The organism is Larsenimonas rhizosphaerae (genome assembly GCF_023700005.1).
Lineage (GTDB): Bacteria > Pseudomonadota > Gammaproteobacteria > Pseudomonadales > Halomonadaceae > Larsenimonas > Larsenimonas rhizosphaerae.
Genome location: NZ_JAMLJK010000002.1, coordinates 332,269 through 356,801, shown reverse-complemented (window position 1 = coordinate 356,801; position 24,533 = coordinate 332,269). Strand labels below are relative to the sequence as shown.

Genomic DNA, 24,533 nt, shown 5'->3' with positions numbered 1-24,533 from the left:
CACGTTCACCCCGCAGCGCCACAGTGTGCTGCGTTCGGGAGGGTCTGATGTCGCGGGCAATGAATATCCTGTTGTTGCAGGGCGGAGGCGCTCTGGGGGCCTATCAGGTAGGTGTTTACGAGGCGCTGAACCGGGCAGGCATACGACCTGACTGGGTCGTGGGTACCTCGGTGGGCGCGCTGAATGGGGCACTGATTGCCGGTGGCGACACCGAACACAGCCTGCAGCGTCTGGAAGCCTTCTGGGAAGAGATTGCCCAGCCCGGCCACAGCTTCGGCCCGCAGAGCGACAGAATGGAGAGTCAGGCCGCACGCTATATGGCACTGACCCGCGGCGTACCGAACTTTTTCACGCCTCGCCGCCCCTGGTCGATTCCACTGTTACACCCCAACGGCACATTGCCCGGGTTCTATGACACCTCGGCCCTGCGGGCCACCCTGAATCGGCTGGTGGATTTCGATGCCCTGGGCACTCGCAACTTTCATGATGGCATCCGATTGAGTGTCGGCGCCGTCAATGTTGGCAAGGGGGAACTGACCTACTTCGATAGCCACCATCACCCCCTGAATGCCGAACACATCATGGCCAGCGGTGCACTTCCTCCCGGCTTTCCGCCGGTAGAGGTTGACGGCGAGCTCTACTGGGATGGCGGGCTCGTCTCCAACACACCGCTTGATTATGTACTGGAAGAAGAGCCGCCCGGCAGCAACCTGCCCGTCAACTGCTACGTGGTGGATCTCTGGCACGCCGCCGGACCGGCGCCCTCGACCATCATGGAAGCCATCAATCGGGAAAAGGACATTCAGTACGCCACCCGTGCAGGTCAGAACGTACACTTCCTGAAGCGTATTCATGCCCTGAAGGCCGCCATTCGCACCCTGTCCCACCATCTGCCCGAAGAAGTACGTCACACCTCCCAGATCAGTGAAATCCTGAAACTGGGCCTTCAGCAGCCGGTCAATATCGTGCGATTGCTGGCACCGGTACGAGAACAGGAAACCGCGCAGAAGGACATCGACTTTTCCTGGTCAAGCATCGTCGCGCGCCGACAGGCAGGCCACGATGACATGACCCAGGCCCTCGACATCTGCCCCTGTCACAAGGACCCGGTCAGCGATGACATCGGCGCCCGCGTCTGCAGTTTTCGCAGCAACAGGGATGGCCAGCTGGTTGAAGAATCCTGAGCACCGGCCAGTGGGCCCCTGCCCGACCGGATCACGAAACACAGGAGCATGTCATGAAAAAAACCCCTTCCCTGCCCGAGCACAGCGTTGCCATGCCCTGGGACTGCCCCTCCTATCCACCGGGCCCCTATCGGTTCGTGAACCGGGAGTTTTTCAACATCACCTACCGCACCGATGCCCAGGCCCTCCGGCGAGTACTGCCGGAGCCACTGACCTTCGATGAGCCGCTGGTGAAATTTGAATTCATCAACATGCCGGATTCCACCGGTTTCGGGCAGTACGTCGAGTCCGGCCAGGTCATTCCCTGCCTCCTTGAAGGAAAGGCCTACGGCTATCAGCGCGCCATGTATCTGGACGACCACGCGCCCATTGCCGGGGGCCGGGAACTGTGGGGGTTCCCCAAGAAGCTGGCCACCCCGCGGCTTTCGATCATGCATGACACCCTCACCGGCACGCTTGAATACGCCGGCATGCCGGTAGCTCAGGCCACCATGGGGTTCAAGCACCGTGCTCTGGATACGAACAGGGTGCGCCAGGATATGCTGGACACGCCCACCCTGCTGTACAAGCTGATTCCCCATGTCGATGGCAGCCCGCGCATTGCTGAACTGGTGGAAGTGGGCCTGGAGGATCTGGTGATCAAGGGCGCGTGGGAAGGCCCGGGGCGCCTGCAGCTGTATGAACACGTCTTCGCCCCGGTCGCGGATCTGCCGGTGCGGGACATTGTCAGCGTTCAGCACCTCCTGACTGACCTCACCCTGCCCTACGGCCGGGTAGTACACGACTATTTAGCCTAACCTGATATTCTCGAAACGGTGCCGGGATGCCCCGCGCGGTTTCATTCCAGTACGGGCACGACGCGCCCGACCATCGCCAAGGAGAGCCATATGTCAGCCTACCCCGCGCAGGACCGCCTCAAGGACAAGGTCGCCCTGATCACCGGCGCCGCCAGCGGCATCGGCAAGCAGATTGCTGTTTTATTTGCGGAACAGGGCGCAAGGGTCGTGATTCTCGACATGGACAAGGACGCCGCCGACAAGGCAGCGGAGGATATCGGACGCGCGGGCGGCACCGCGCTGGGCGTTGCAGCCAACGTGACGGATGAACAGGAAGTAGAAGATGCCTTCAAGGCCGCCATCGACCAGTTCGGCCGGCTGGATATCATGATTGCCAATGCCGGCGCCCAGCATGTCGAACCGATCCACAAGCTTTCCTACGCCAACTGGAAGAAGGTGACCGATGTCCAGCTGGATGGCAGCTTCCTGTGCACCCGAGCGGCGTTTCGCCAGATGATGACTCAGAAGGAAGGCGGCTGCCTGCTGTACATGGGCTCGGCCCACTCCCATGAGGCCTCGGCCATGAAGTCACCCTACGTTACGGCCAAGCACGGCCTGCTGGGTCTGTGCCGCACCATGGCCAAGGAAGGTGCCCAGTACGGTATCCGTTCAAACACCATCTGCCCGGGGTATGTAAAAACACCGCTGGTGGAAAAACAGATCCCCGATCAGGCGCGCGAGCACAACATGACCGAAGATGAAGTCGTCGAGAAGATCTTCCTGAAGGACACCGTGGATCAGACGTTCACCACCGTCGAGGACGTGGCAGAAACAGCGCTGTACCTGGTGACCTTCCCGTCCAACGCGCTGACAGGCCAGTCCATTCTGGTAAGCCATGGCTGGTACATGCAGTAAGTCAGGGCCTGATACGACAGGGGCGCCCCATGGGCGCCCCTGTACGGTGATCACGGGACATGTGACTTACCGCCGCAGACGGGATGATGTCAGTGCCATGCCACAGACGCTCTAGCGTCCGGTCTGCTCAAGCCCCTGATACTGGAACGTGATGGCCCTGTTGGCTACGAACTGCGCCTGTATCGATCGCCTGCGGTCACCCCATACACAATTGGAAAACCCCATGGCACCAGTACATTTTTCACCCTCACCCAGCACAGCCTCCACCTCGGCACGGGTCATGCCCGGGCTTAACCGCTCATAGTTGCTCATCGTCAGGGTGTCATTGGCGCAACCGGCCAGCAGAACCAGCACGCCTGCCAGCCACCACGTCCCTCGGCTTCTTGTCATCATGGTTCCTTCTCCCTGTCTCAGGAGGCATCCAGCGTATCAGCATAGGCCTCAAGCGCCTCTTCGGCATCAAGCCAGGCCTGCTCACTGGCGTCCAGTTGTGTCTTGAGCTCCCCCTGCCGAGTCAGCAGCCGGTTCAGCTCATCCTTGCGGCGGCTATCGGTATAAAGCGTGTCATCTCCCAGCGACTGCTCCAGCGCATCAAGGTCCTTCTGCAGCGCGACCATGGTCTTTTCAGCCTTGTCGCGAGTGTTCCTGAGCGGGCGCATCCTTTCACGCAGCTCGGCTGCGGCCTTGCGAGCCGCCTTCTTATCCACCCGCGGCTCGGCAGCGCCGGAAGACGCATCAGCGGTACTGCGCGTCATTTCACGCTGCTTGAGCCATTGACGGTAGTCTTCCAGGTTTCCGTCAAAGGCCGTGACTCGCCCATCCGCCACGCACCAGAACTCGTCAACGCTGGCGTTCAACAGATGTCGGTCGTGCGAGACGATCACGACAGCGCCCTCGAACGCTGCCAGCGCCTCGGTCAGGGCCTCACGCATGTCCAGATCAAGGTGGTTGGTCGGCTCATCGAGCAACAGCAGGTTGGGCCGTTGCCAGGCAATCAGTGAAAGGGCCAGGCGCGCCTTCTCGCCACCGGAAAACTTGCCCACTTCACTGAAGATATCGTCCCCCTTGAACCCGAAGCCCCCGAGGAAATTGCGGATATCCTGATCACTGGCGCCAGGCGAAAGCCGCTGAATGTGCATGAACGGGCTGGCCTTGATATCCAGGGCTTCCAGCTGATGCTGTGCGAAATACCCCAGCACCAGGTGTTCGCCTTCCACCCGCTTGCCATTGATCAAGGCCTGATCACCGGTCAACGACTTGATCAACGTCGACTTGCCCGCTCCGTTGGGGCCCAGCAGACCAATGCGCTGCCCAGGCGCCAGCGTCAGACGTACCTGCGACAGAATTGCCGTATCAGCATATCCCAGCTCGGCATGATCCAGCGCCAGCAGGGGATGAGAGGTCTTGTCGGCACAGGGCAGGGTGAACTGGAACGGAGAATCGGCACGGGTCGCGGCAATATCTTCCATTCGCTCGAGCATCTTGAGTCGACTCTGCGCCTGACGAGCCTTGGTGGCCTTGGCCTTGAACCGTGCAACAAACTGCTCGATCTCGGCCCGACGCGCCTCCTGTTTGACCCGCTGCGCCTCGCGCTGGGCAATCTGTTCGGCACGCGTGCGCTCGAACGTGGAATAGCCACCGCGATAGAGCACCAGGGTACCATGATCAAAATGCAGAATATGGTTGCAGACCGCATCCAGAAAGTCGCGGTCATGAGAGATCAGCAGCAGCGTGCCCTCATAACGGACAAGCCACTGTTCCAGCCACAGCAGGGCATCCAGATCCAGGTGGTTGGTCGGCTCGTCCAGCAGCATCAGGTCCGAGGGCATGAACAGGGTCTTGGCGAGATTGACACGCATCCGCCAGCCACCGGAAAAATCGCTGAGCGGAGCCCGAAGCTGAGGCTGGGTAAACCCGAGCCCCATCAACAGCTGTTCGGCCCTGGAGCGGGCGGTATACCCGTCCAGCGCGTCAAAGTGGCCGTGCAGTTCGGCTTCCCGGTGGTTGTCACCGGCCTCACGGGCCACTTCAAGCGAGCGCTCGACCTCTCTCAGTGCCGGGTCGCCGTCCATGACCACTTCAACGATCGGCCGATCCAGGGCATCAAGCTCCTGGGCCATGTGGGCCATGCGCAATCCGTTGGTATAGTCGATACTGCCCTGATCAGGCGTCAACTCGCCAAGCAGCAGCTTGAACAGGCTCGATTTGCCGGCTCCGTTGGGGCCGACAATACCTACTCGGCTGCCATCGTTGATGCGAACATCGGCACTGGTAATCAGCGGCGTCCCACCGCGTTGCAGCGCCAGTTGTCGAAATGCAATCATGTTCTCTCCACGGCGTTCATACGTTCCACGCCCCGAAAGGCGGGGGCGGGACTATTCTGAGGCGATAAATGACCGACCATTCTACGCAATTGTGGCACTACGCGCTGCGCTTGTACGCGAAAGACGGTGTTCAGGCCCTGTGTCTGGATCTTCAGGAGAATGCCGGCCTTGATGTCTGCGAACTACTGTGGCTTTGCTGGCTGGACCAGCAGGGTCTGACCCTGAACAACGACTGGGAAGCGGCACTGGCGGGCGTACGACGCTGGCAGCATGACATGACCCTGCCACTGAGGCGCTGTCGCCAGGCCCTCAAGGGCACGGCAGCTCACTCGCCACTGGCCCATGGAATACGTGAACAGCTCAAGGTGGATGAGCTCGACAGTGAGCGCGAGGCCCTGACCCGGCTGGACGCCCTCAAGGCGCAGGAAAATGCCGTCCGCCGGAAGGCACATGGCGAGTCACTGGAAACCTCACTGGCCCGCTGGGCTCCAGGCCTGTCGCTGGACAGCCGCAGACTGGTTGCCCGAACACTGGCGCAAATTCAGCCTCATGCGGAACCAGGAACATCCTGATACAGTCACATCACACATAAATACCAGTATTCCGTACTGGTCTGGTTGCATCAACGAGGACGTTTCATGAAAAAACTGGCAGGCGCGTTACTTATCGGCACACTGGCAAGCACCACGGTATGGGCGGCAGATACCCCGTCATCCCTGACAGACGATCAGGCAAAACTGAGCTATAGCGTAGGCGTTACCCTGTCTCGCAGCCTCAAGCAGGACATGGACAAGGTAGATGTAGATGCCCTGACCCAGGCCATCAAGGACGTCTATTCAGGCAATGACCTGAAAATGTCCGATGAGCAGATTACTCAGACGCTGACCAGCTATCAGAAGAAACAGATTGCTCAGCAAAAGGCCGAGCAGGAGAAGGACGCCACACAGAACAAGCAGGCCGGTGAAGCCTTCCTGAAGGAAAATGCAGACAAGGAAGGCGTAAAAACCACCGATTCAGGCCTTCAGTACAAGGTGATCAAGAAAGGAACCGGGCCACAGCCTACCGCGGATGACACCGTCAAGGTCGATTACGAAGGCACCCTGATCGATGGCACCGTCTTCGACAGCTCCTACAAGCGCGGCGAACCCGTCAGCTTCCAGGTCAACCAGGTGATCCCGGGCTGGCAGGAAGCTCTCAAGAACATGCATGAAGGTGCCACCTGGATGCTGTATGTTCCCGCCGATCTGGCTTATGGCAGCGCAGGTACCGGTGGCTCGATCGGGCCGAATGAAACCCTGATCTTCAAGGTTGAGCTGCACAAGGTCACGCCGGCCGACCAGGCACAGTAACCGAGTTATCAACCGGTGGCGGTCATGCCGCCACCGGCCTTCTCCATCCTGTGGATAACTTTGTGAGCAACCCGTAATAATCACGACAGGTCAGTGAATTTCGCCCTGCCGGTTTGCTGAACACATGGTCAACATCCCTACCCCATTACTGCCACTTTAAGCTTAAGCACCTGTAATCGTTGTGATTTTTTGACGCACCTCTTGACAGGCCATCTTGACAACTACCAGCATGAGCCAATTAACTGCCAGAACAGACTTTTTTTGCTGTCAAGGGCTCTTGTGGATAGTTTGGTGAACTAAATTTATTGACAACCTCGCTGGAGAGCAGTTCACCGTAGGGAAGTCCCACATAGTTTTCAGCAATGGAAGCAAGTCCCGCGACCGAATCGAGCATGTAACTCAACTCGATATCCTTCATCCGCTGCGCAAAACCATCGTCTTCCGGAAAGGAATGCAGTGTATTGGTCATCCACCATGAAAAACGCACCGCCTTCCAGACACGATCAAGGCAGGTAGGCGAGTAGGAAGGCACCAGATCCTTTCGCCCATGGTGATAGACCTGTACCAGTATCCGGTAGAGCACCGACACGTCGCTGGCAGCGAGGTTAAGCCCCTTTGCCCCGGTAGGCGGTACAATATGCGCCGCATCCCCGACCAGAAACAGACGGCCATACTGCATCGGTTCCGTGACCTGGCTTCTAAGCGGTGCGATGCTTTTTTCGATGGAGGGTCCGGTAACAAGCGCCTCTCCCACCTCGGCAGGCAACCGGTGTGACAGCGTGCTCCAGAAACGGTCATCCGACCAGTCTTCGACCTTCTCATCGGCATTGACCTGAACGTAATACCGGCTGCGGGTGGAAGAACGCATGCTGCACAAGGCAAAGCCATCTGCATGACGCGCGTAAATCAGCTCCTCATGCACAGGGGGAGTATCCGACATCAGCCCCAGCCATCCGAAGGGATAGACCTTTTCAAACAGTGACAGCCTGTCCTGCGGTATAGACCGGCGCGACACGCCATGCGCGCCATCACAGCCGGCAATGTAGTCACACTCGATGTGCAGTGTCTCCCCCTGATGGACAAGCGTAACGGATGGAGCATCACTATCGATATCGTGAAGCCTGACCTCGGAAGCCTCATAAAGGCTCAGGGCGCCACTGGCCCGACGTGCCTCCATGAGATCCCGCGTTACCTCGGTCTGGCCATACACCGTCACGTGGCGCCCCTGAGTATAGTGAGCCACATCCACCCGGCGCAGCTGATCGTGATGCGCAATGGCAAACCCGCCGTGCACCATCCCCTCGTCCATCAGACGCTGGCCGACCCCGGCCTCCTTCAAAAGTGACGTCATCCCGTCTTCAAGTACACCGGCGCGAATTCGTGACAGCACGTGGGCTTCGCTTCGGTGCTCCACAATGACGGCATCAATGCCCTGTCGATCAAGCAGTTGACCCAGCAACAGCCCGGAGGGACCTGCTCCGATAATGACAATCTGTGTTCGCATATGACATTCTCCCTGTAATTACTTGCATTTTTCAGGGATAAAGAGGGTAAATTAAGAGCCTTTTTCGCTATTAACCAGCACATATCGCGGATCTGCAGTCCACTTTAGTGGCAGTCCGTCGGGAGGAAGATGAATCGCCCCGATGAGGTACCCGTTTTTTCACTGTACGGTGAACGGCTACAGTGGCCGGTCGACGATCTGCTTCACTGTGAATCGATCTTCGCCCGCAGCCGTCTGCACGATTTCAATATTCGTGCCCATCGCCACATGGACTTGATGCATGTGTTACTGCTGGACAGTGGTCCGGTCTCGCTGGGCATCGATCAACGACGTCATCAGCATGACGGCCCGCTATTGATCCGCGTCCCGCCGCTGGCGGTACATCATTTCAGGTTCAGTGCCGAGACCCGAGGCCATATTCTGACGCTGTCAGCCCCGATGATCGCCAGGCTGCGACAGCGCCTCCCCGAGGCGGCAGGCTGGCTGGATGAAGGAGGCTGGACCGCGCTGTCACCGTCATCGCCGGTTCTTGAGCTGCGCGACGAGATCCGGCGGGAATTTGAAGGGCGCGCCCACGGGCGCGAAACCATGATGGATACCTGGCTGTGTGCCCTGATCGGCAAGGCCTGGCGACTCGACATGCCCCGCCGGCAGGCCCGGCGTCAGCCGGCAAGCCGAGCCGAACAGCATCTGGCGCAGTTCCAGCACCTGATTGACGCCCGCTTCCGAGCCCGCCCTACCATTACGGTGCTGGCACAGGAGATGGGCATCAGCGCATCACACCTGAATGCCCTGTGCATAAAACATACCGGTCGGAGTGCGCTGGCCCTGCTCAATGAACGCACCCTTCTGGAAGCCCGGCGCGAGCTGACCTACACCAGCATGAGCATTACGTTGATTGCCGAACAGCTGGGATTCGACGAGCCCGGTTATTTCGCCCGCTTTTTCAAGCGTTATACCGGCACCTCGCCGTCCCGGTTTCGTCAGCGAGGCTGATGCTTCGCCGCTTAAAAATCAAAGAAGACCGTTTCCCCCTCGCCCTGAAGACAAATATCCAGCCGATAACAGGGCACTCCATGCCGCTCCCCGTCCCGACGGGCAATCATTGTCTGACGACGCTGCGGTGACTCCACGGCGTTCAGCACCGGACAGGAGGCATTGGCCTGTGCTTCATCCTCGAAATAAAGTCGTGTATGCAAGGCCAGATTGATGCCCCGGGCAAACAGGCTCAGCGCCACGTGAGGCGCCATCCACTGGCCGCGACTGTCCTTCACGCATCCGGGCTTGATCGTATCAAAGGACCACTCCCCGTCACTCAGAACATCCGGCGCGGCACGGCCAAAGCCGTTAAAGGCGTTGGTCGGGGAATATTCGTCACAGTACTCACCGCGGGCATTCGCCTGCCACGCCTCGACAAAGATGTCCCTGACGACATCACCATTGCCGTCAATGACCGTCCCGACCAGAGCGATACGCTCCCCCTCGGCCTCCTCCGTCGCCAGTTGATTCCATATTTCCATATCACGCTGCGGCAGCCCGGCGACCGACAGGGCAAGACCGATATGCACATACGGCCCGGCCGTCTGGGACGGCGTTTCACGAAACATCAAATCCCCGGCACGGGCGATGGCAGAGAGTGGTTTGAGCTGACTCATGGCTTATCCCTGTGATTCAAAAAACGTTTGAAATTCGCCGCGCGTCACAATATCGAAACGGTAAGCCAGTGCATCCATGGGCCGGCTACGCTCCAGATCCAGACGCGCGGTAAGGCTTTCTACCGCCTCGCGGTCATTCAGGGTCTGCACGATAGGGCAACGGGGAATCAGCGGATCACCCTCGAAATAAAGCTGCGTAATCAGACGCGTCGACAGTGAAGACCCCATGATGGAGACGTGAATGTGTGCCGGTCGCCAGTGATTGACACCATTGGGCCACGGATAGGGACCCGGGCGGATGGTGCGGAAACGATACCAGCCCTGCTCATCGGTCAGGGTGCGCCCCACGCCACCAAAGTTCGGGTCCAGCGGAGCCAGATACTGATCCTTCTTGTGGCGATAGCGGCCGCCGGCATTGGCCTGCCACATCTCGACCAGCGTGTGCGGCACCGGTTTTGCGAACTGATCCACGACCCGTCCGAAAATGATGATCCGCTCCCCGATCGGCAGCCCATCCTGCGGCGTACCTTCTCGATAATTCAGCAGTAGATCGTTGTCGTGAGGGCCCAGATCAGCCCGGGAAAATGTCGGCCCGCGCAGCTCGGTAGCCGTCGGATGCTGCAGGCTGACCAGCGACTGCCGGGGTGAACGCGCCACCGAGGTCTTGTAGTCTGGTGCGAAGGCAGGCGGATGCCAGCGGCGATTTCGCTCGACGAAGCGACGTGAAGGGTCAAACGACATGACAGACTCCGGAATCGATGAAGGCGCCTGGCGCCATGGTCATCCTCCATTGTGCCTGCCCGCCCTCCCCCGACAATTGAATTCATCGCCGGGGGTTATAACCGGTGGGCTATATTCGTCAAAGGTCCAGGGCGGAGGTGTCATCCGTGTCCGCCAGCGCCTGCTGGCAGAGAAACCGGCGTAACGCTTCGGCACCCGCCGTCAGCGGCAAGGAACTATTGATGCATAGCCCGACCGAACCTCCCCGGGACTCAAGGGTCACTGGCAGCCGACACAGGGGTGTCGCCCCCGGCGCAGGAGAAATGGCATCCAGCGGCGCCAGCCACAGGGCATCACTGTCCAGGCAGTAACGGCGACTGAGTGGCAGCGACAGGGTCTCCAGCATGATGCGGGCCGGGGCGGCGCCCTGCTCGACCCAGAACTGCTCGACGCGTTCACGCAGGGTGGTGCCCACCGGCGGCACGACCCATGGAAAGTCATTCAATACCGTGGCGGTCAGCTCCGCCTCCGCCATCCCCACCAGTGGATGTCCGGGCCGCACCACCATGACCAGCGGCTCGTAATACAGGTGTTCAAAGCTCAGATCCCGTATTTCGCGGGCATCACTCATTCGGCCGACCACAAGGTCCAGCTCTCCCTGCCGCAATCGTGACAACAGGAAGGCACTCGGCCCGGTGGTGACCTGAAGACGCAGTTCAGGCCATGCCCGGTGAAGGGCCACCAGGGCACGAGGAAGGAAGCCCGCTTCCACCGATGACAGCGCCCCCAGCCGGACCACGCGCCCACGGGCAATCTGCCCAACGGCCTTCACGCCCTCCTCCAGGCTCGACAGGGCCGGCCCGGCGTAACGCAATAGTGCAAGCCCGGCCGAGGTCAGCGCCATGCCCTGTGGGCTGCGCTCAAACAGGGAGGTGTCGAGGATCTCCTCCAGCTCACGAATGGTCTTGGACAGCGCTGGCTGGCTGATCGACAACGCGTGAGCCGCCTTGACCAGGCTGCGCCGGCGGGCCACCTCCTGAAAGGCGCTCAAATGGCGCAGCTTGATACGCGACGACATCATGGGAATGTTCCTTTCAAGAATTCAACTGCAACGCGGTGAAGCAGCAATATAACCCTGCCAGGTCGCGCTCATTGTGCTGACCGACAGCAAAAAGCCCGCCAGAACAGGCGGGCTTCATGACGTCAGTCATGACACGCCGGGCCAGAAGATCATGCTTCCGGCACACCGGCGCTCACATCAGCCGAGGGTATCAGAAAGTGGCCGCGTTTATATCTGTTCGCCCCAGCCGTGCTCCTTCGCCATTTTAAAGGCGTGATTGGCCGCCGGAACTCCTGCATATACGGCCACATGCGTCAGCGCCTGACGCAGCTCCGCTTCAGTTACTCCAATACGGTGAGCGGTATCAAGGTGCAGTGCCAGCTCGCCATCACGTCCAAGGGCTGCCAGCACAGCGAGGGTAATCAGACTACGATCACGGTGGGACAGGTCGGTATTGCCCCACAGCTCCCCCCAGGCCAGACGCGTAATCATCTGCTGAAAGGGCTGATCCAGGCTCGTGGCATTATGTGACGCACGCTCGACGTGAGCCTCTCCCAGCACCTGCCGACGAGTCGCCAGACCCGTGTCGTAATCCACCCAGCCGGATCCGATGTCGGCCCCGGAAGGCAGTAACCAGGCCGTCAGCCAGTCGACAAAACGATCGGGGCACTCTACCGATGGAACATGTGCAATCCCCTCAAAGGTCTCCAGGGGTGCACCGCCCAGTGCCTCGGAAAGGCCTTTCAGGGTTGCCGGGGGCGTGGACAGGTCATTGTCTCCGGCCAGCAGCGCCACCGGTGTCTCATGACCCGACAACGCCTTCGAAAAGTCGGTATCGCCCAGCATCAGGCTCAGCTGCGCATAGCTCTCCGCATCCGTCCTGGCCAGTTGAACCTGCCAGCCCGCCAGAGTGGCTGTCTGGTTGCGGCGGAAGGAGTCCGAGAACCACCGGGCCGTAATTTCCGGTGCCATGGCATGAAGGCCTTCTTCCCGTACGCGCCGTGCACGGGTCTGCCAATTGGCCGGCGTGCCGATCACGGCACCGGTATTGGTCAGGGCCACCCGGTCAAGCCGCTCGGGGGCGTCACACAGCAATGCCTGCCCGATCACCCCGCCAATCGATGTTCCCGCGTAATGGTATTTCGGAACATCAAGATGATTCAGGAGCGCCCGCACATCGGCGGCCAGCTCGGAGGGCGTTATTTCTCCTGTCACCGGACTGCTGCCCCCGTGCCCCGGCAGGTCCCAGGTAATCAAACGAAATCGGCGGGACAGGCGAGGAATCACCTCATCCCAGACGGCCTGGCTCATCCCCAGCGGATGGCCCAGGACCAGTGTCGGCAAGGTGGTGCCGCCACTGTCCCGGTAGGCAACCGTACGGCCCTGATACCCGAAAAAAGACATGTCTGCTCCCTGTGTCAGTCAATGTGCCGGTTCTGAATCCACCGTGCCCCCCGAGGCTATACCCGTTCAAGCACGACGGCGATGCCCTGACCAACACCAATGCACATGGTGCACAGTGCGTAGCGCCCGCCGGTGCGAGTCAACTCATGCGCCGCCGCCGATACAATCCGTGCACCGGACATGCCCAGTGGATGGCCCAGTGCGATGGCACCTCCGTTCGGGTTGACCCGTGGGTCATCTGCGTCGATCCCCAGCTGCTGCATACAGGCCAGTGCCTGGGAGGCAAAGGCCTCGTTGAGTTCAATGACATCCATCTGATCGATACTCAGCCCCAGCCGTCTGAGTACGCGCTGGCTGGCCGGCACGGGCCCCATGCCCATGATCCGCGGTTCGACACCGGCCGTGGCCATGCCCAGCACTTTTACCATGGGCGTGAGGTGGTAACGGGAAAGCGCGGCCTCCCCGGCAACAATCATGGCCGCCGCACCATCATTGACGCCGGAGGCATTGCCGGCCGTCACGGTGCCCCCCTCGCGAAACGGCGTCGGCAGCTGACCGAGCCGTTCAAGCGTCGTTTCCGGACGGGGATGCTCATCCCTGTCGATGACCAGGGCCTGCTGACGACGCCTGGGCACCTCGATCGGCACGATGTCCTGTCCAAGCCGACCACTTTCCAGCGCCGACCGGGTCTTTTGCTGTGATCGGAAGGCAAACAGATCCTGGTCTTCGCGAGAGATGCGAAACTGTGCGGCCACGTTTTCGCCGGTTTCAGGCATCGACTCGGTGCCATAGAGCGCTTCCATCACCGGGTTGATAAACCGCCAGCCAATCGTGGTGTCTTCCAGTTGCTGGCCCCGCGTAAAGGCGCTGTCGGCCTTGCCCATGACATAGGGCGCCCGGGACATCGACTCCACGCCACCGGCCAGCATCAGCTCGGCCTCACCGGCACGAACAGCCCGTGCCGCAGTGCCGATGGCGTCCATGCCGGAACCGCACAGCCGATTGACGGTACCGCCCGGAATCGTGGTGGGCAGACCGGCCAGCAGCAGTGCCATGCGGGCAACACTGCGGTTGTCTTCCCCCGCCTGGTTGGCGCACCCTAGGATCACATCATCGATCGCCGCCGGATCAAGGTCAGGACAGCGTGCCACTACCGCCTTCAACAGATGCGCCGCCAGATCATCCGGCCGCACCGTGGACAGACCGCCACCAAACCGCCCTACCGGTGAGCGCAGTGGCGAACACAGAAAGACATCGTTCATGATCAGGTTCCTTGTATCAGCGCCAGCACTCAGACGGTATCGCCGGCATGGTGGCGTTCGGTACGCACCTTGAGTGACCGCAACACCTCGATTTCTTCAGCAGTCGGTATGGCCGTGGTCTCCAGGGTGTCGGCAAAGCGGATGTCCCAGCCCGTGGCATCGATCACCTGATCACGGGTCACTCCCGGATGCAGCGCAGTCACCACCAGCTCATGGTCCACCGGATCAGGACGCATCACACACAGATCCGTAATGACGCGTGTCGGACCACGGCCCATGTGACGGGCGGTCTCCGGGTGCATATTGTCCCGAGCGGTACCATCCCGACCAAAGCCGACCGTGGTAATGAAATCGACGTCCTTCACGAACGTGCGCCGGGACTGTTTGACCATCACGAAGACTTCCTTCGAGTTGGTCGCTATTTCCGGGGCACCCCCGCCTCCTGGCAGACGGACCTTCGGCTCGCGATAATCACCGACCAGGGTTGTATTGAGGTTGGCGTAGCGGTCAATCTGGGCCGTCCCCAGAAAGCCCACATCCACATGGCCGCCCTGCAGCCAGTACCGAAACATTTCCGGCACCGAGACGGTCGTCAGTGCGGTTTCGCACAGCTCACCATCCCCAATCGACAGAGGCAGCACGTCCGGCCGGGTTTGCAGGGTACCGGATTCATAGATCAGCACGGCCTCCGGCGCATGGGTCAGTCGGGCCAGATTCGCGGCTTCGCTCGGCAGACCAATGCCCACGAAACAGGTTGTGCCGTTGCCCAGCGCACGGGCTGCCGTCACGGTCATCATTTCCGACGGTGTGATATCAGCAAGCGGTTGGCTCATCGTGTGCTCTCCTCGGGGCGGGCGTTCATGACGTGATCATTCATCCAGGCAGCAAAGCTCTCCCTGTTCCGGGCGATGGCATCCCAGGTCTTGTAAAAGCCATTGTCACGTGGGTAGTAGCCATGAGCATACGAGGGGCTGGCACCACGCTCGGCAACCACCACGGCGCTTATGGCCCAGCCGGGTATGATGCAGGCATTGGGATGTGTATCGAGCGATTCCACGATCTCCTCGACCGTGACGATACTGTGGGTTGCCGCCAGCACGGCCTCCTTTTGAACGCCGATGATGCCTTCGATCAGCACGTTGCCATGGCGGTCTGCCTTCTGGGCGTGGATGACGGCCACATCCGGACGGATGGACGGAATGGCTGCCAGCTCCTCTCCGGTAAACGGACAGGTGATGGACTTGATCTGGTCATTGACCTTCGGCAGGTCACTGCCTACATAACCGCGCAGCACCGCCAGCGGCAAGCCGGCCGCTCCGGCTTCATACGCGCAGGCCATGGCAGCGTGGCTGTGCTCGCGAATATCGAGCGGCACGGGATGATGATGCTCCACCGCATCACGCAGACGATGAAGCGAGCCAACACCAGGATTGCCCCCCCAGGAAAAAATCAGTCGTTTGACACATCCCATGCCAATCATCTGGTCATAGATCAAATCCGGCGTCATGCGGATCAGCGTCAGCTCACGCTTCTGCTGACGGATGATTTCATGTCCGGCAGCGAAGGGAATCAGGTGGGTAAAACCCTCCATGGCTACCGTGGCACCGTTCTCAACGAAACGGGCCACGGCATCATGAAGGCTCAGGAACTCGGCCATGGGATCACCTATCAACTATGGGGAGGGCTACATTGTTCGCAAAACGAACATTAATTTTCCATACGAACAAACTATCCCCTTCGCGCCATGACGTCAAAGCCTGAAAAAAAGGGGCCTTGCAGGGCCCCGGTCATGCACATCAACTCATTTATCGGTTTTTCAACGGGTTAATGGGAAGATAGCCATGCATCCATCCGATCCACCTGAGCCAGACTGCTACCAAGGTAGGAGGCAGGTGCCACTACACGCGCCACATCGTCATGGGATATGTGTTGATTGACCCGTGCATCCTTCATCAGTACCGATGCCAGATCCTGGCCGGTGCTCTGCGCTTCAAGAGCCGCTTCCCGAGCCAGCGCCCGGGCATCGGCGGCGGACATCACTTCCGATAGCAGCCGCGTGGCTGGCTCGGCCATGATGGCACCTCCAGTCAATTGAAGGTTGGCCTGCATCCGCTCCTGGTGTACTTCCAGCCCCTGAAGCAACGCACACGTACTTTCCAGCGCACCTTCCAGCAGCGCCGCCATGGCCAGCAGCGGCTGCCATTCGGCATGCCACTCTCCCAGCCCGCGCTCAAGCGGGGAGGCGCCGGAGGTACTGATCAATGAGGCATCGGCGTGTATATGACGCGCCGCTGCACGAATGCGCGCACAGGCGACGGGGTTGCGCTTGTGCGGCATCGAGGAAGACCCGCCGACGCCGTCTCCTGCCGGCTCGCTGAGCTCCCCGATTTCGGTCTGACACAGCAACGCCACGTCCGTGGCGATCTTTTCAACGGCGACCGCCACGGCGTCCATCGCTCCGGCCAGCAACAGTATGGGCTGGCGCTGGGTATGCCAGGGCAGTACCGGCGCGGACAACCCGAGTCGATGCGCCATGTCGTCCATGATGGAAAGCCCGACCTCATCCAGCCCCGAATGCACACCGACGGCGCCCCCGAACTGCACCAGAAGATGGCTTGCCCGAGCCTCTTCAAGTCGCTCCCTGGCCAGCGCGAGGCCATACAGCCACTGAGCCACCTTGGCCCCAAAACTGATGGGCAGCGCCTGCTGCATCAGGGTACGCCCTACCATCGGGGTTTCCTGATGCGCCATCATGACGTCACGCCCGGCAGACAGCGCGTCGCTCAACAGGGCCCCGGAGCGGGTCAACCGCGGCCTGAGCACCAGCATGAGCGCCGTATCCACCAGGTCCTGGCTGGTCGCCCCACGATGGAAGAACGGCACCAGTGCAGGAGGCAGCGCCGCCTTGCATTGGCTGACGAAGGGAATGGCCATATTGCCGCCATCCACACACCCCTGAAACAAATCGTCGACATCAAGCGCCAGCGTTGAAAGCGCCTCACGCATCGCCTCGGCGGTATCAGGCGGAATGATACCTCGCGCCTGCTCGGCCTCTGCCAGCGCAAGCTCTACCGACAGCATGGCGTCGATCAGGGCCTCGGCTCCGCTTTCGCGAAGGGCTACCGTACTCATGAAGGGGTGATGCAACAGCCGTTCAAACATCCGATATTCTCCTTGCAGCAGGCAGGTCGTGGCCTGTTTCCTATCGAACCAGTGTTCGCTCAACGAACTATAGACAATCCCCCCCCTGCCGCTGCAAGCTTTCCGCATCGCAGGAAAGGAGAGCCTGACATGACAATGCCCTATCAAGACGACAGTATCGGCACGGATGACCGGGATTTCGTGACGGCTCTGGCCAGTGGGCTGGATGTCATTCTGGCATTTGACCAGGACCACCCACGCATGACCCTGAGCGAAGTAGCCGCTCGCACCGGCATGAACCGGGCACGGGCACGGCGCTTTCTACTGACGCTGCACGCCCTGGGGTATGTTCACAAGCAGCAGCGCCATTTCGAGCTGGCACCGAAAACCCTCCAGCTGGGCTACTCGTTTCTGTCCGCCAATGGCTACCAGAGCGTCATACAGCAGCACCTGGAACATATTACTCAAGTGACCGGTGAGTCTTCATCGATGGGAGTACTGGATGGGCTGGACGTGACCTATGTCGCACGCTCGGCAGCACGTCATCGGCTGATGGCCATTACCCTGTCGGTAGGCACAAGACTGCCGGCCATGGCCACGTCCCTGGGCCGCATGCTGCTGGCGCAGCTGTCAGATGACGCTCTGGATACCCTGCTGGCCCGGGCCGAACTGACGGCTTATACCGAACGCACCTTGACCGACCCGGCACGGCTGCGCGAGCAGATACTGGCGGCACGCCAGCAGGGATACTGCCTGGTCGATCAGGAACTGGACTCCGGCCTGCGATCACTGGCCATACCGGCCTTCAATACTCATGGCCAGCTGATCGGCGCCATCAACCTGAGCACCAATGCCGCTCGGGTAGATCGAGACACCCTGATGAACAGCTTTCTGCCACTGATGCAGGAGCGGGCCGCCATGATTGCACGCCAGGTCAGCTGAGAGCGGACTAGACCGTACCCAGCAGGCTCGCCAGCGCCAGGCGATACCCCTGACTGCCGAGCCCCACAAGAATGCCATCCGCTCGGGAAGAGACCCAGGAATGATGCCGGAAGGCTTCCCGCTGATGGATGTTGGAGAGATGGACTTCGATAACGCGGCCATCGAAGGCCTTCAACGCATCCAGAATGGCTACGGAAGTATGGGAATAGGCCGCCGGGTTGATGATGATGGCGTCGACGTCATCGAGCCGCGCCTGCTGAATCGCATCAACCAGCACCCCTTCATGATTGCTTTGCAGATACGTCAGCGCGGCACCGGATGCCGTCGCCTGCCGGGTCAGGGCCTGATTGATATCATCGAGGGTCTCATGCCCGTAGATGTCAGGCTCGCGAATCCCCAGGAGGTTCAGATTGGGGCCGTGCAGGACCAGTATGTTCATGTGATCATCCAGTGTAATGGCAGTTATGTTCAAGCGACGGGCGACATGAGCACGCGCTGGTAGTGCAGGAGCAGCGGCGCAGCCTGACAGTCCACCTCGCCACGCCGCGACTCATCGTCGCAAAATACCCGGAAGGCATCGACACCCTGAAACACAAAAAGGTGTACACCACTCATCACATCAGCGCCCACATCATCTGATCGTTGAATAAAGGTGGTTCTTGCCGGTACATAGACGGCATCAAATACCCAGTGAGATGGCCTGATACCTTCGACGGGAAAGGGGCAACCAGGGCTTTTTTCATGCCCGAGGGGAGTACAGTTCACGAGCCCATCACATGCGTCCATGTAGTGTGTCAGCCTGTCGACCGACCCGGCGACCGCCGGAAAGCCCGACTGATTAAGGGCCGCTGCCAATCCACGGGCCTTGTCCGGGTCAATATCAACCAGGGTAATGGCACTCGCCCCAAGTCGACCAAGTGCAAAGGCAACGGCCCGACCGACACCGCCTGTGCCAATCACCACGACCCGACCGGGTGCCCGCGCTCCGAAGGCGGCACGAAATCCGCTTATAAATCCTGAAAAATCCGTGTTTTCCGCATGCACCTGGCCGCGCTCAAATACCAGCGTATTGGATGAGCCCACCAGGGCTGCCCCGTCACTGCACGAGGTGGCCAGATGCAGCGCCTGCTCCTTGAAGGGATAGGTGACGTTGGTCCCTCGGTACCCCGCTGCCATCAACGTCCTGACCTGATTCTCGAGCGTGGTAAACCCCTGGATCTCCTGCGCATCGAACAAGTCATAGGTGACCGGGATTCCCGTCAGCCTCCCTAACCGATGATGTAGATCAGGCGCGCTCGAGCGCAAAATGGCCTTGCCGATCAACCCCAGCCGCATAACACATTCCCCGGTATAACAATGATAAGTGACGTCATTCGTCATGACGGCGTGATACGGACGGCATCGCCGAGCGGGCGCGACCGTCACCCCCGGCGAGACGATGACCATGACATATGCGCATTCACTTCATGAGAACATACTGATCGGTCTTTCCGGGTACCACCATCATGGCCCAACAATGGTACCGTAATGCCCCGGGTACAAGAGCCACTCGACATTTGAAATACTGGTTGAAGGCAGTATGCAACGGATAGACAGGCGTGAGGCCTGCTCTCCTGCAGCTCGCATGGGAAACCTGCCATGCGGACAATGCCCTTTTTCCACCTCATCCATAACAACCGATAACCGTCTGGAGCAGATTCCATGCTTAAAGCACTACTGGCGACACTGACCCTTTCAGCAGGCGCAACGCTGCTGGCAGGACCGATACAGGCAGCCGATTACCCGCAGCGCAATATCGAAGGCATCATTCAATGGGGAGCGGGTGGCGCGACGGATAACGTGGCACGCAGCCTGACCCCCCATGTTGAAGAAGCGCTGAACGGCAAGATCATCCTGAATAACCGGCCAGGCGGTACAGGCGTTATTGGAATGAATACTGTCATGCACAAACCTGCCAACGGATATACCGTCCTGTACGGCGCGGAAAACCCCCAGCTTTATCCGGTCATGGGGCTGGCAGACTTCGATTACAGCGACATGACACCGATCAATGTCATTGGCCAGGGAATGGTGGTTATTGCCGTGCCCGCAGACAGCCCCTACAACACGATGGATGACCTTCTGAAAGCTGCCCACGACAAGCCCGGCGAGCTGCGCATGGGTGGAACCGGTGCCGGCGGCCTGCCAAGCACCGTACTGGCCATGATCAATTCCGTTGATACGCTTGACGTTCGCAACGTGACCTTCGGTGGCGATGGCCCGGGTATTACGGCCATGCTGGGCGATCATATCGATTTCATGCCGTTAAGCCTTGCGGCCGCTCAGGAACAGATCAAGGCCGGTCGCCTCAAGGGGCTGGCAGTATTGAGCAAGGAACGACTGGACGTGCTGCCCGAGGTGCCCACCATCACCGAATCCCTGCCAGACATTGGCAGCTATCTGCCCTGGGGGCCGTTCTGGGCCGTCGCTGTACGCAAGGATACCCCTGACGATATCAAGGCCACACTCAGCAAGGCCTATCAGACTGGCGTGGCCAACAAGGACTTCCAGTCCTTCATCAAACGGAACGGGGCGGAGACCCTCAACCTGACCGGGCAGGAAGCGGTCGACTTCCTCAACCACTGGCAGTCCGTGACGGCATGGGCGATGCAGTCCGCAGGCACCGCCAGGGTATCACCGGAAAAACTGAGCATTCCTAAACCCTGATATCTGTCACGCCCCGGTGCCTTGCCGGGGCTTTTCGGGAAATCACCATGTCTACATCTCCCTTGAAGGCAGGCGAGCGCGCCTTCAATATTCTGCTGCTGCTGTTGAGCATCAGTATCCTTGTCGTGGCCTATCGGATTTCAGGATTCGAGTCCGTTCGCTCCCCGGGGGCCTTCCCCATGTTTCTTGGGTGCCTGCTGGTGCTGTCCATGGTGGTGATCATCATCGGACAGCGTCATCACCCCCGTCCGAAAACGACCGGGCACCTCGGTGAAACACGGCAGTTTTTCAGGACGCACTTACCGCCACGGTTCATGGTCTTCACCCTGATGACCATCGGCTACCTGTTGCTGCTGACCCCGCTGGGATTCGTTCCTGCGACACTTTTATTCATGTTCTGCGCCATCGTCTATTTATTTCGCGGCCGCTGGGTGCTGTCGGCGCTGGTCACCGTCGGCGCCACCGCCATTATCTACGCACTGTTCACGTTGCTGTTTCAGGTCTATCTCCCCTGATCGAGGTTAATTTCCATGGGTGACACACTCTCCTATTTTCTGATGGCATGGAGCGATCCATGGCTGCTGGGCCTGGTGGCGACGGGCACATTTGCAGGCATCTATATCGGCGCCATCCCCGGCCTGTCCGTCACCATGGCCGTTTCCATTCTGATCTCGTTTACCTTTGCCTGGGACATCAACAATGCACTGGCGCTGATGGTGGGCGTTTTCTGTGGTGGTGTGTATGGCGGCTCGCGTACCGCCATTTTGCTCAACATCCCCGGGGCCCCCTCGGCAGTCGCCACGGCGTTTGATGGCTATCCGCTGGCCCAGCGGGGTGAAGCAGGTCAGGCGATAGGGTTAAGTACGGTCATGTCCGTTATCGGTGGGATGATCGGCATTGCCATTCTGGCCGCCTCGGCGCCGGTGCTGTCCGACATGGCATTGCAGTTTGCCCCCAGGGACTACTTCCTGATTGCCGCGCTGGGCCTGTTGCTGGTAGGAAGCCTGGCCGCCGAATCACTGGCACGTGGTATCTTCGCGGCAGCCCTGGGCGGCATTATCGGCATGATCGGCATGGATCCGGTCACGGCGCAAGGCCGGTTTACCTTCGGCAGCGTGGACCTTCTGGGGGGAGTGCATTATGTCATTGTGATGATTGGCCTGTTCGGGGTGGCCGAAGCCCTTTTCCAGTTGCATCAGCTCGACACCACCCCCGTGCGGCAGAAGGTTGACAAGATCATTCCCTCCCTGCACCTGGTGCTGCGCTTTCTGCCACTATCACTTCGCACTTCGATCATTGGCGTCATCATCGGGGCCCTGCCAGGCACAGGGGGTGATATTGCAGCGCTGTTTGCCTACGACCATGCCAAACGTACGACCAAAACCCCGAAGGTCCCCTTTGGTGAAGGTGCCTATGAAGGACTGGTTGCGCCTGAAAGTGCCAATAATGCCGCCGTAGGCGGTGCCTTTGTGCCCATGCTGACACTAGGGATGCCCGGAGACGCCGTAACGGCCGTCATCATTGGCGCGATGGTCGTTCACGGCCTGAACCCGGGCCCGATGCTGATGATCGAAACACCGCATATTTTCTGGTTCATCGTGGGGGCTCTGGTACTGGCCAACATCTGTCTGCTGGTGTTCGGGCTAATGGGCATCAAGCTGTTTGCCCGCGTCGTTGAGCTGCCCAGGGCCATTCTGATCCCGCTGATTCTGGTGCTGTGTGTGGTGGGAAGTTACTCGATCAATGGCAGCATGACCGAAGTGTTCTGGATGCTGGGCTTTGGACTTCTGGGGTATTTCATGAAGATCTTCGGTTTTCAGATGGGGCCTGTCATTCTTGGCGTCATCCTGGGGCCGTTGATGGACAAGACCTACCGCCAGGCCATGGCCTCCGTGGGTGACAGCAGCAGTGCCTTTCTGATGGATCTGGTCACCCACCCCCTGTCCCTGATATTGACCGCGGTAGTGGTGTTGCTGCTGTTGAGCCATACCCCGGTCAAAAGGCTCTGGACACGCCGCTGATTCAGGACGATACGGCCTGATTATCCTCGCAGGCCGTATCAAAATCGAACCACCCTCCCAGATTGCGATGTGGCGTATGCACAACCACTTTCAAGCGCCAACGCATGGGAGACGTACTGCACTGGTCAAGCGGCAACAGGCCGGTAAACCGATGCGCTCCGACCTGCTCCATCCTTGTGCTTTCAACCGTACGCGCCTGATCCCTGCGCTCGAGCATGACATCAACTCGGCTGGCATCCAGCTGCTCGACCTGAGCACTGATATGTGCTCGATGCTGGTCGGTCCGTGTCGTGGCAAGGGCCAGTGAAATGTCGCCGTGATGCCCAAGGGATGCCACGCAGCGGCGCTCGGACACCTGGCAGAAGGGGTTGGCCGGGTACCAGGTAATCTGATGAGAGCTGCCTACCCCAAGGTAATAATTGGCCAGGTACCCCATCGACACCAGGATCATGACCAGGGTCACCAGAATCAACGCATTGAGCGTGGGCGAGCGTCGGTTGTCTTCCCTGCGTCCTGAATCCGGCATGCCGACAGGTTCCTGTATGTGAAGTAGGTTAGCGGTGTGATGCAGCAACCAGTGCATTGGGGTTATCCGTGCCGGCCTGATAGGCGCAGAGGTTGCCCAGTGTTACCTCGGCAATCTCGCTCAGGGCCTCACGCGTGAAAAAGCCCTGGTGGCCGGTTACCAGCACGTTGGGGAAGGTCACCAGCCGCTGAAGCACGTCATCATCGATGATATCGTCGGAATGGTCCTTGAAGAAGATACCGCTTTCCTGCTCATAGACATCGATGGCCAGCGCGCCAAGATGCCGCATCTTGAGCGCAGACACCACCGCCGGTGTATCGATCAGCCCGCCGCGGGACGTGTTGATCAACATGGCGCCCGGCTTCATCGCAGCCAGTGCATCGGCATCAATCAGGTGCTCGGTCGCCGGCAGCAACGGGCAGTGAAGGCTGACGATGTCAGAGTCGGCCAGCAGAGTGGGCAGATCCACCAGCTCGCCCAGCCTGTTGAAGTCTTCCTGTGGACAAGGGTCATACCCCAGCACTCGGCAGCCAAAGCCCTTCATGATGCGCGCCAGCGCCAGACCGATCTTGCCGGTCCCGACGATGCCCACGGTCTTGCCGTGAAGGGTCATGCCCAGCAGCCCATCCAGCTGAAAGTTTCCTTCGCGTACCCTGTTGTAGGCCCGGTGAATTCTTCGATTGAGGGTCTGAATCAACGCCACGGCATGCTCGGCCACGGCCTCGGGGGAATAGGCCGGCACCCGTGCAACGTACATGCCCAGCCGTTCGGCCGCCTTCAGATCCACGTTATTGAATCCGGCGCAGCGCAGAACAATCGCCCTCACTCCCTGCTCGTAAAGCCCTTCAAGAACCGGAGCATCAAGCACATCGTTGACAAAGACACATACCGCCTGGCTGCCTGCTGCCAGTGCCAGCGTCTTCATGCCCAGCGCGGAAGCCTGGTAGGTAAAATGAAGGTCACTGTCGGCAAATTGCGTATGGCAGGTCTGCTCGAAGAATCGCTGATCATAGGGCTGAGCACTGAACACGGTAATATGCATGG

At 59.9% G+C, this 24,533-nt stretch carries 25 protein-coding genes; 10 read left to right on the top strand and 15 right to left on the bottom strand.

The window, feature by feature from the left end:
* Positions 1–47: 47 nt before the first annotated feature.
* The 3 genes from NAT21_RS11790 to NAT21_RS11780 all read left to right on the top strand — a co-directional run bounded on the left by NAT21_RS11790 (position 48) and on the right by NAT21_RS11780 (position 2,875).
* Positions 48–1,184: a patatin-like phospholipase family protein gene (locus NAT21_RS11790; RefSeq protein ID WP_250938655.1), complete on the top strand. Its 1,137-nt coding sequence runs from the start codon at positions 48–50 to the stop codon at positions 1,182–1,184.
* 53 nt (positions 1,185–1,237) lie between these two features.
* On the top strand, positions 1,238–1,981 hold the full coding sequence (locus tag NAT21_RS11785) for an acetoacetate decarboxylase (protein ID WP_250938653.1): 744 nt from the start codon (positions 1,238–1,240) through the stop codon (positions 1,979–1,981).
* A gap of 90 nt (positions 1,982–2,071) precedes the next feature.
* On the top strand, positions 2,072–2,875 hold the full coding sequence (locus tag NAT21_RS11780) for a 3-hydroxybutyrate dehydrogenase (protein WP_250938651.1): 804 nt from the start codon (positions 2,072–2,074) through the stop codon (positions 2,873–2,875).
* 111 nt (positions 2,876–2,986) lie between these two features.
* On the opposite strand, the gene NAT21_RS11775 is transcribed toward NAT21_RS11780, so the two are convergent.
* Together NAT21_RS11775 and NAT21_RS11770 are read right to left on the bottom strand one after the other, a co-directional pair.
* Positions 2,987–3,268 (bottom strand): hypothetical protein, encoded by a 282-nt coding sequence (locus tag NAT21_RS11775; protein ID WP_250938649.1) that lies wholly within the window; start codon positions 3,266–3,268, stop codon positions 2,987–2,989.
* Between the two features lie 17 nt (positions 3,269–3,285).
* The gene (locus NAT21_RS11770; RefSeq protein ID WP_250938648.1) at positions 3,286–5,199 is read right to left on the bottom strand and encodes an ABC-F family ATP-binding cassette domain-containing protein; all 1,914 of its coding nucleotides are present in this window, start codon (positions 5,197–5,199) and stop codon (positions 3,286–3,288) included.
* 68 nt (positions 5,200–5,267) lie between these two features.
* Between NAT21_RS11770 and NAT21_RS11765 the strand changes: the two genes are divergently transcribed.
* Together NAT21_RS11765 and bamJ are read left to right on the top strand one after the other, a co-directional pair.
* Complete coding sequence (locus NAT21_RS11765; protein WP_250938647.1) at positions 5,268–5,771, top strand: TIGR02444 family protein; 504 nt, start codon at positions 5,268–5,270, stop codon at positions 5,769–5,771.
* 66 nt (positions 5,772–5,837) lie between these two features.
* Complete coding sequence (gene bamJ / locus NAT21_RS11760; protein WP_250938646.1) at positions 5,838–6,548, top strand: BamJ family beta-barrel-assembly machinery protein; 711 nt, start codon at positions 5,838–5,840, stop codon at positions 6,546–6,548.
* A gap of 238 nt (positions 6,549–6,786) precedes the next feature.
* On the opposite strand, the gene pobA is transcribed toward bamJ, so the two are convergent.
* Positions 6,787–8,052, bottom strand: coding sequence for a 4-hydroxybenzoate 3-monooxygenase (pobA, locus tag NAT21_RS11755; RefSeq protein WP_250938645.1), 1,266 nt, complete (start codon positions 8,050–8,052; stop codon positions 6,787–6,789).
* Between the two features lie 129 nt (positions 8,053–8,181).
* Here pobA and NAT21_RS11750 point away from each other — a divergent pair, with 129 nt between their 5' ends.
* On the top strand, positions 8,182–9,048 hold the full coding sequence (locus NAT21_RS11750) for a helix-turn-helix domain-containing protein (RefSeq protein WP_250938644.1): 867 nt from the start codon (positions 8,182–8,184) through the stop codon (positions 9,046–9,048).
* Between the two features lie 11 nt (positions 9,049–9,059).
* Here the strand turns inward: NAT21_RS11750 and pcaG are convergent, their stop codons facing one another.
* From pcaG to NAT21_RS11710, 8 genes are all read right to left on the bottom strand, one after another.
* Complete coding sequence (gene pcaG / locus NAT21_RS11745; RefSeq protein ID WP_250938643.1) at positions 9,060–9,707, bottom strand: protocatechuate 3,4-dioxygenase subunit alpha; 648 nt, start codon at positions 9,705–9,707, stop codon at positions 9,060–9,062.
* A gap of 3 nt (positions 9,708–9,710) precedes the next feature.
* Positions 9,711–10,448 (bottom strand): protocatechuate 3,4-dioxygenase subunit beta, encoded by a 738-nt coding sequence (gene pcaH, locus NAT21_RS11740; RefSeq protein ID WP_250938642.1) that lies wholly within the window; start codon positions 10,446–10,448, stop codon positions 9,711–9,713.
* A gap of 118 nt (positions 10,449–10,566) precedes the next feature.
* On the bottom strand, positions 10,567–11,508 hold the full coding sequence (gene pcaQ / locus NAT21_RS11735; protein ID WP_250938641.1) for a pca operon transcription factor PcaQ: 942 nt from the start codon (positions 11,506–11,508) through the stop codon (positions 10,567–10,569).
* Positions 11,509–11,715: 207 nt separating this feature from the next.
* Positions 11,716–12,891 (bottom strand): bifunctional 3-oxoadipate enol-lactonase/4-carboxymuconolactone decarboxylase PcaDC, encoded by a 1,176-nt coding sequence (gene pcaDC, locus NAT21_RS11730; protein WP_250938639.1) that lies wholly within the window; start codon positions 12,889–12,891, stop codon positions 11,716–11,718.
* Positions 12,892–12,947: 56 nt separating this feature from the next.
* Positions 12,948–14,153: a 3-oxoadipyl-CoA thiolase gene (pcaF, locus tag NAT21_RS11725; protein ID WP_250938637.1), complete on the bottom strand. Its 1,206-nt coding sequence runs from the start codon at positions 14,151–14,153 to the stop codon at positions 12,948–12,950.
* 29 nt (positions 14,154–14,182) lie between these two features.
* The gene (locus NAT21_RS11720; RefSeq protein ID WP_250938635.1) at positions 14,183–14,986 is read right to left on the bottom strand and encodes a CoA-transferase subunit beta; all 804 of its coding nucleotides are present in this window, start codon (positions 14,984–14,986) and stop codon (positions 14,183–14,185) included.
* Positions 14,983–15,810, bottom strand: a complete 828-nt coding sequence (locus NAT21_RS11715; RefSeq protein ID WP_250938633.1) for a CoA transferase subunit A — start codon at positions 15,808–15,810, stop codon at positions 14,983–14,985. Before NAT21_RS11715 ends, NAT21_RS11720 begins: the two co-directional genes overlap by 4 nt.
* 167 nt (positions 15,811–15,977) lie before the next feature.
* Positions 15,978–17,315, bottom strand: a complete 1,338-nt coding sequence (locus NAT21_RS11710) for a class-II fumarase/aspartase family protein (RefSeq protein WP_250938631.1) — start codon at positions 17,313–17,315, stop codon at positions 15,978–15,980.
* A 129-nt stretch (positions 17,316–17,444) separates the two neighbouring features.
* Here NAT21_RS11710 and NAT21_RS11705 point away from each other — a divergent pair, with 129 nt between their 5' ends.
* Positions 17,445–18,236 (top strand): IclR family transcriptional regulator domain-containing protein, encoded by a 792-nt coding sequence (locus tag NAT21_RS11705; protein ID WP_250938629.1) that lies wholly within the window; start codon positions 17,445–17,447, stop codon positions 18,234–18,236.
* 7 nt (positions 18,237–18,243) lie between these two features.
* Here the strand turns inward: NAT21_RS11705 and aroQ are convergent, their stop codons facing one another.
* A complete protein-coding gene (aroQ, locus tag NAT21_RS11700) occupies positions 18,244–18,675 on the bottom strand; it encodes a type II 3-dehydroquinate dehydratase (RefSeq protein ID WP_250938627.1) in 432 nt (143 codons plus the stop codon).
* Between the two features lie 29 nt (positions 18,676–18,704).
* A complete protein-coding gene (locus tag NAT21_RS11695; protein ID WP_250938624.1) occupies positions 18,705–19,571 on the bottom strand; it encodes a shikimate dehydrogenase family protein in 867 nt (288 codons plus the stop codon).
* Positions 19,572–19,937: 366 nt separating this feature from the next.
* Between NAT21_RS11695 and NAT21_RS11690 the strand changes: the two genes are divergently transcribed.
* From NAT21_RS11690 to NAT21_RS11680, 3 genes are read left to right on the top strand one after another with little or no spacing between them, the layout of a single operon-like run.
* The gene (locus NAT21_RS11690) at positions 19,938–20,942 is read left to right on the top strand and encodes a tripartite tricarboxylate transporter substrate binding protein (RefSeq protein ID WP_250938622.1); all 1,005 of its coding nucleotides are present in this window, start codon (positions 19,938–19,940) and stop codon (positions 20,940–20,942) included.
* Between the two features lie 47 nt (positions 20,943–20,989).
* Complete coding sequence (locus tag NAT21_RS11685) at positions 20,990–21,457, top strand: tripartite tricarboxylate transporter TctB family protein (RefSeq protein ID WP_250938619.1); 468 nt, start codon at positions 20,990–20,992, stop codon at positions 21,455–21,457.
* Between the two features lie 15 nt (positions 21,458–21,472).
* On the top strand, positions 21,473–22,963 hold the full coding sequence (locus tag NAT21_RS11680) for a tripartite tricarboxylate transporter permease (protein ID WP_250938617.1): 1,491 nt from the start codon (positions 21,473–21,475) through the stop codon (positions 22,961–22,963).
* 1 nt (position 22,964) lies between these two features.
* On the opposite strand, the gene NAT21_RS11675 is transcribed toward NAT21_RS11680, so the two are convergent.
* Positions 22,965–23,489: a hypothetical protein gene (locus tag NAT21_RS11675; protein WP_250938615.1), complete on the bottom strand. Its 525-nt coding sequence runs from the start codon at positions 23,487–23,489 to the stop codon at positions 22,965–22,967.
* A 28-nt stretch (positions 23,490–23,517) separates the two neighbouring features.
* Positions 23,518–24,531 carry a 2-hydroxyacid dehydrogenase gene (locus tag NAT21_RS11670; protein ID WP_250938613.1) on the bottom strand — a complete coding sequence of 338 codons (1,014 nt, stop codon included), beginning with the start codon at positions 24,529–24,531 and terminating at the stop codon, positions 23,518–23,520.
* Between the last annotated feature and the right edge of the window lie 2 nt (positions 24,532–24,533).

Bases quoted from the DNA above. Each gene is read 5' to 3' on its own strand.
- NAT21_RS11670 (WP_250938613.1), bottom strand. From the start codon at position 24,531: ATGCATATTACCGTGTTCAGTGCTCAGCCCTATGATCAGCGATTCTTC.
- NAT21_RS11765 (WP_250938647.1), top strand. From the start codon at position 5,268: ATGACCGACCATTCTACGCAATTGTGGCACTACGCGCTGCGCTTGTAC.
- NAT21_RS11705 (WP_250938629.1), top strand. From the start codon at position 17,445: ATGACAATGCCCTATCAAGACGACAGTATCGGCACGGATGACCGGGAT.
- pcaH (WP_250938642.1), bottom strand. From the start codon at position 10,448: ATGTCGTTTGACCCTTCACGTCGCTTCGTCGAGCGAAATCGCCGCTGG.
- NAT21_RS11750 (WP_250938644.1), top strand. From the start codon at position 8,182: ATGAATCGCCCCGATGAGGTACCCGTTTTTTCACTGTACGGTGAACGG.
- pobA (WP_250938645.1), bottom strand. From the start codon at position 8,052: ATGCGAACACAGATTGTCATTATCGGAGCAGGTCCCTCCGGGCTGTTG.
- pcaDC (WP_250938639.1), bottom strand. From the start codon at position 12,891: ATGTCTTTTTTCGGGTATCAGGGCCGTACGGTTGCCTACCGGGACAGT.
- aroQ (WP_250938627.1), bottom strand. From the start codon at position 18,675: ATGAACATACTGGTCCTGCACGGCCCCAATCTGAACCTCCTGGGGATT.
- NAT21_RS11710 (WP_250938631.1), bottom strand. From the start codon at position 17,315: ATGTTTGAACGGCTGTTGCATCACCCCTTCATGAGTACGGTAGCCCTT.
- NAT21_RS11690 (WP_250938622.1), top strand. From the start codon at position 19,938: ATGCTTAAAGCACTACTGGCGACACTGACCCTTTCAGCAGGCGCAACG.
- NAT21_RS11770 (WP_250938648.1), bottom strand. From the start codon at position 5,199: ATGATTGCATTTCGACAACTGGCGCTGCAACGCGGTGGGACGCCGCTG.
- NAT21_RS11720 (WP_250938635.1), bottom strand. From the start codon at position 14,986: ATGAGCCAACCGCTTGCTGATATCACACCGTCGGAAATGATGACCGTG.
- NAT21_RS11675 (WP_250938615.1), bottom strand. From the start codon at position 23,489: ATGCCGGATTCAGGACGCAGGGAAGACAACCGACGCTCGCCCACGCTC.
- NAT21_RS11680 (WP_250938617.1), top strand. From the start codon at position 21,473: ATGGGTGACACACTCTCCTATTTTCTGATGGCATGGAGCGATCCATGG.
- NAT21_RS11695 (WP_250938624.1), bottom strand. From the start codon at position 19,571: ATGCGGCTGGGGTTGATCGGCAAGGCCATTTTGCGCTCGAGCGCGCCT.
- pcaF (WP_250938637.1), bottom strand. From the start codon at position 14,153: ATGAACGATGTCTTTCTGTGTTCGCCACTGCGCTCACCGGTAGGGCGG.
- NAT21_RS11785 (WP_250938653.1), top strand. From the start codon at position 1,238: ATGAAAAAAACCCCTTCCCTGCCCGAGCACAGCGTTGCCATGCCCTGG.
- NAT21_RS11775 (WP_250938649.1), bottom strand. From the start codon at position 3,268: ATGATGACAAGAAGCCGAGGGACGTGGTGGCTGGCAGGCGTGCTGGTT.
- NAT21_RS11790 (WP_250938655.1), top strand. From the start codon at position 48: ATGTCGCGGGCAATGAATATCCTGTTGTTGCAGGGCGGAGGCGCTCTG.
- bamJ (WP_250938646.1), top strand. From the start codon at position 5,838: ATGAAAAAACTGGCAGGCGCGTTACTTATCGGCACACTGGCAAGCACC.
- NAT21_RS11715 (WP_250938633.1), bottom strand. From the start codon at position 15,810: ATGGCCGAGTTCCTGAGCCTTCATGATGCCGTGGCCCGTTTCGTTGAG.
- NAT21_RS11780 (WP_250938651.1), top strand. From the start codon at position 2,072: ATGTCAGCCTACCCCGCGCAGGACCGCCTCAAGGACAAGGTCGCCCTG.
- NAT21_RS11685 (WP_250938619.1), top strand. From the start codon at position 20,990: ATGTCTACATCTCCCTTGAAGGCAGGCGAGCGCGCCTTCAATATTCTG.
- pcaG (WP_250938643.1), bottom strand. From the start codon at position 9,707: ATGAGTCAGCTCAAACCACTCTCTGCCATCGCCCGTGCCGGGGATTTG.
- pcaQ (WP_250938641.1), bottom strand. From the start codon at position 11,508: ATGATGTCGTCGCGTATCAAGCTGCGCCATTTGAGCGCCTTTCAGGAG.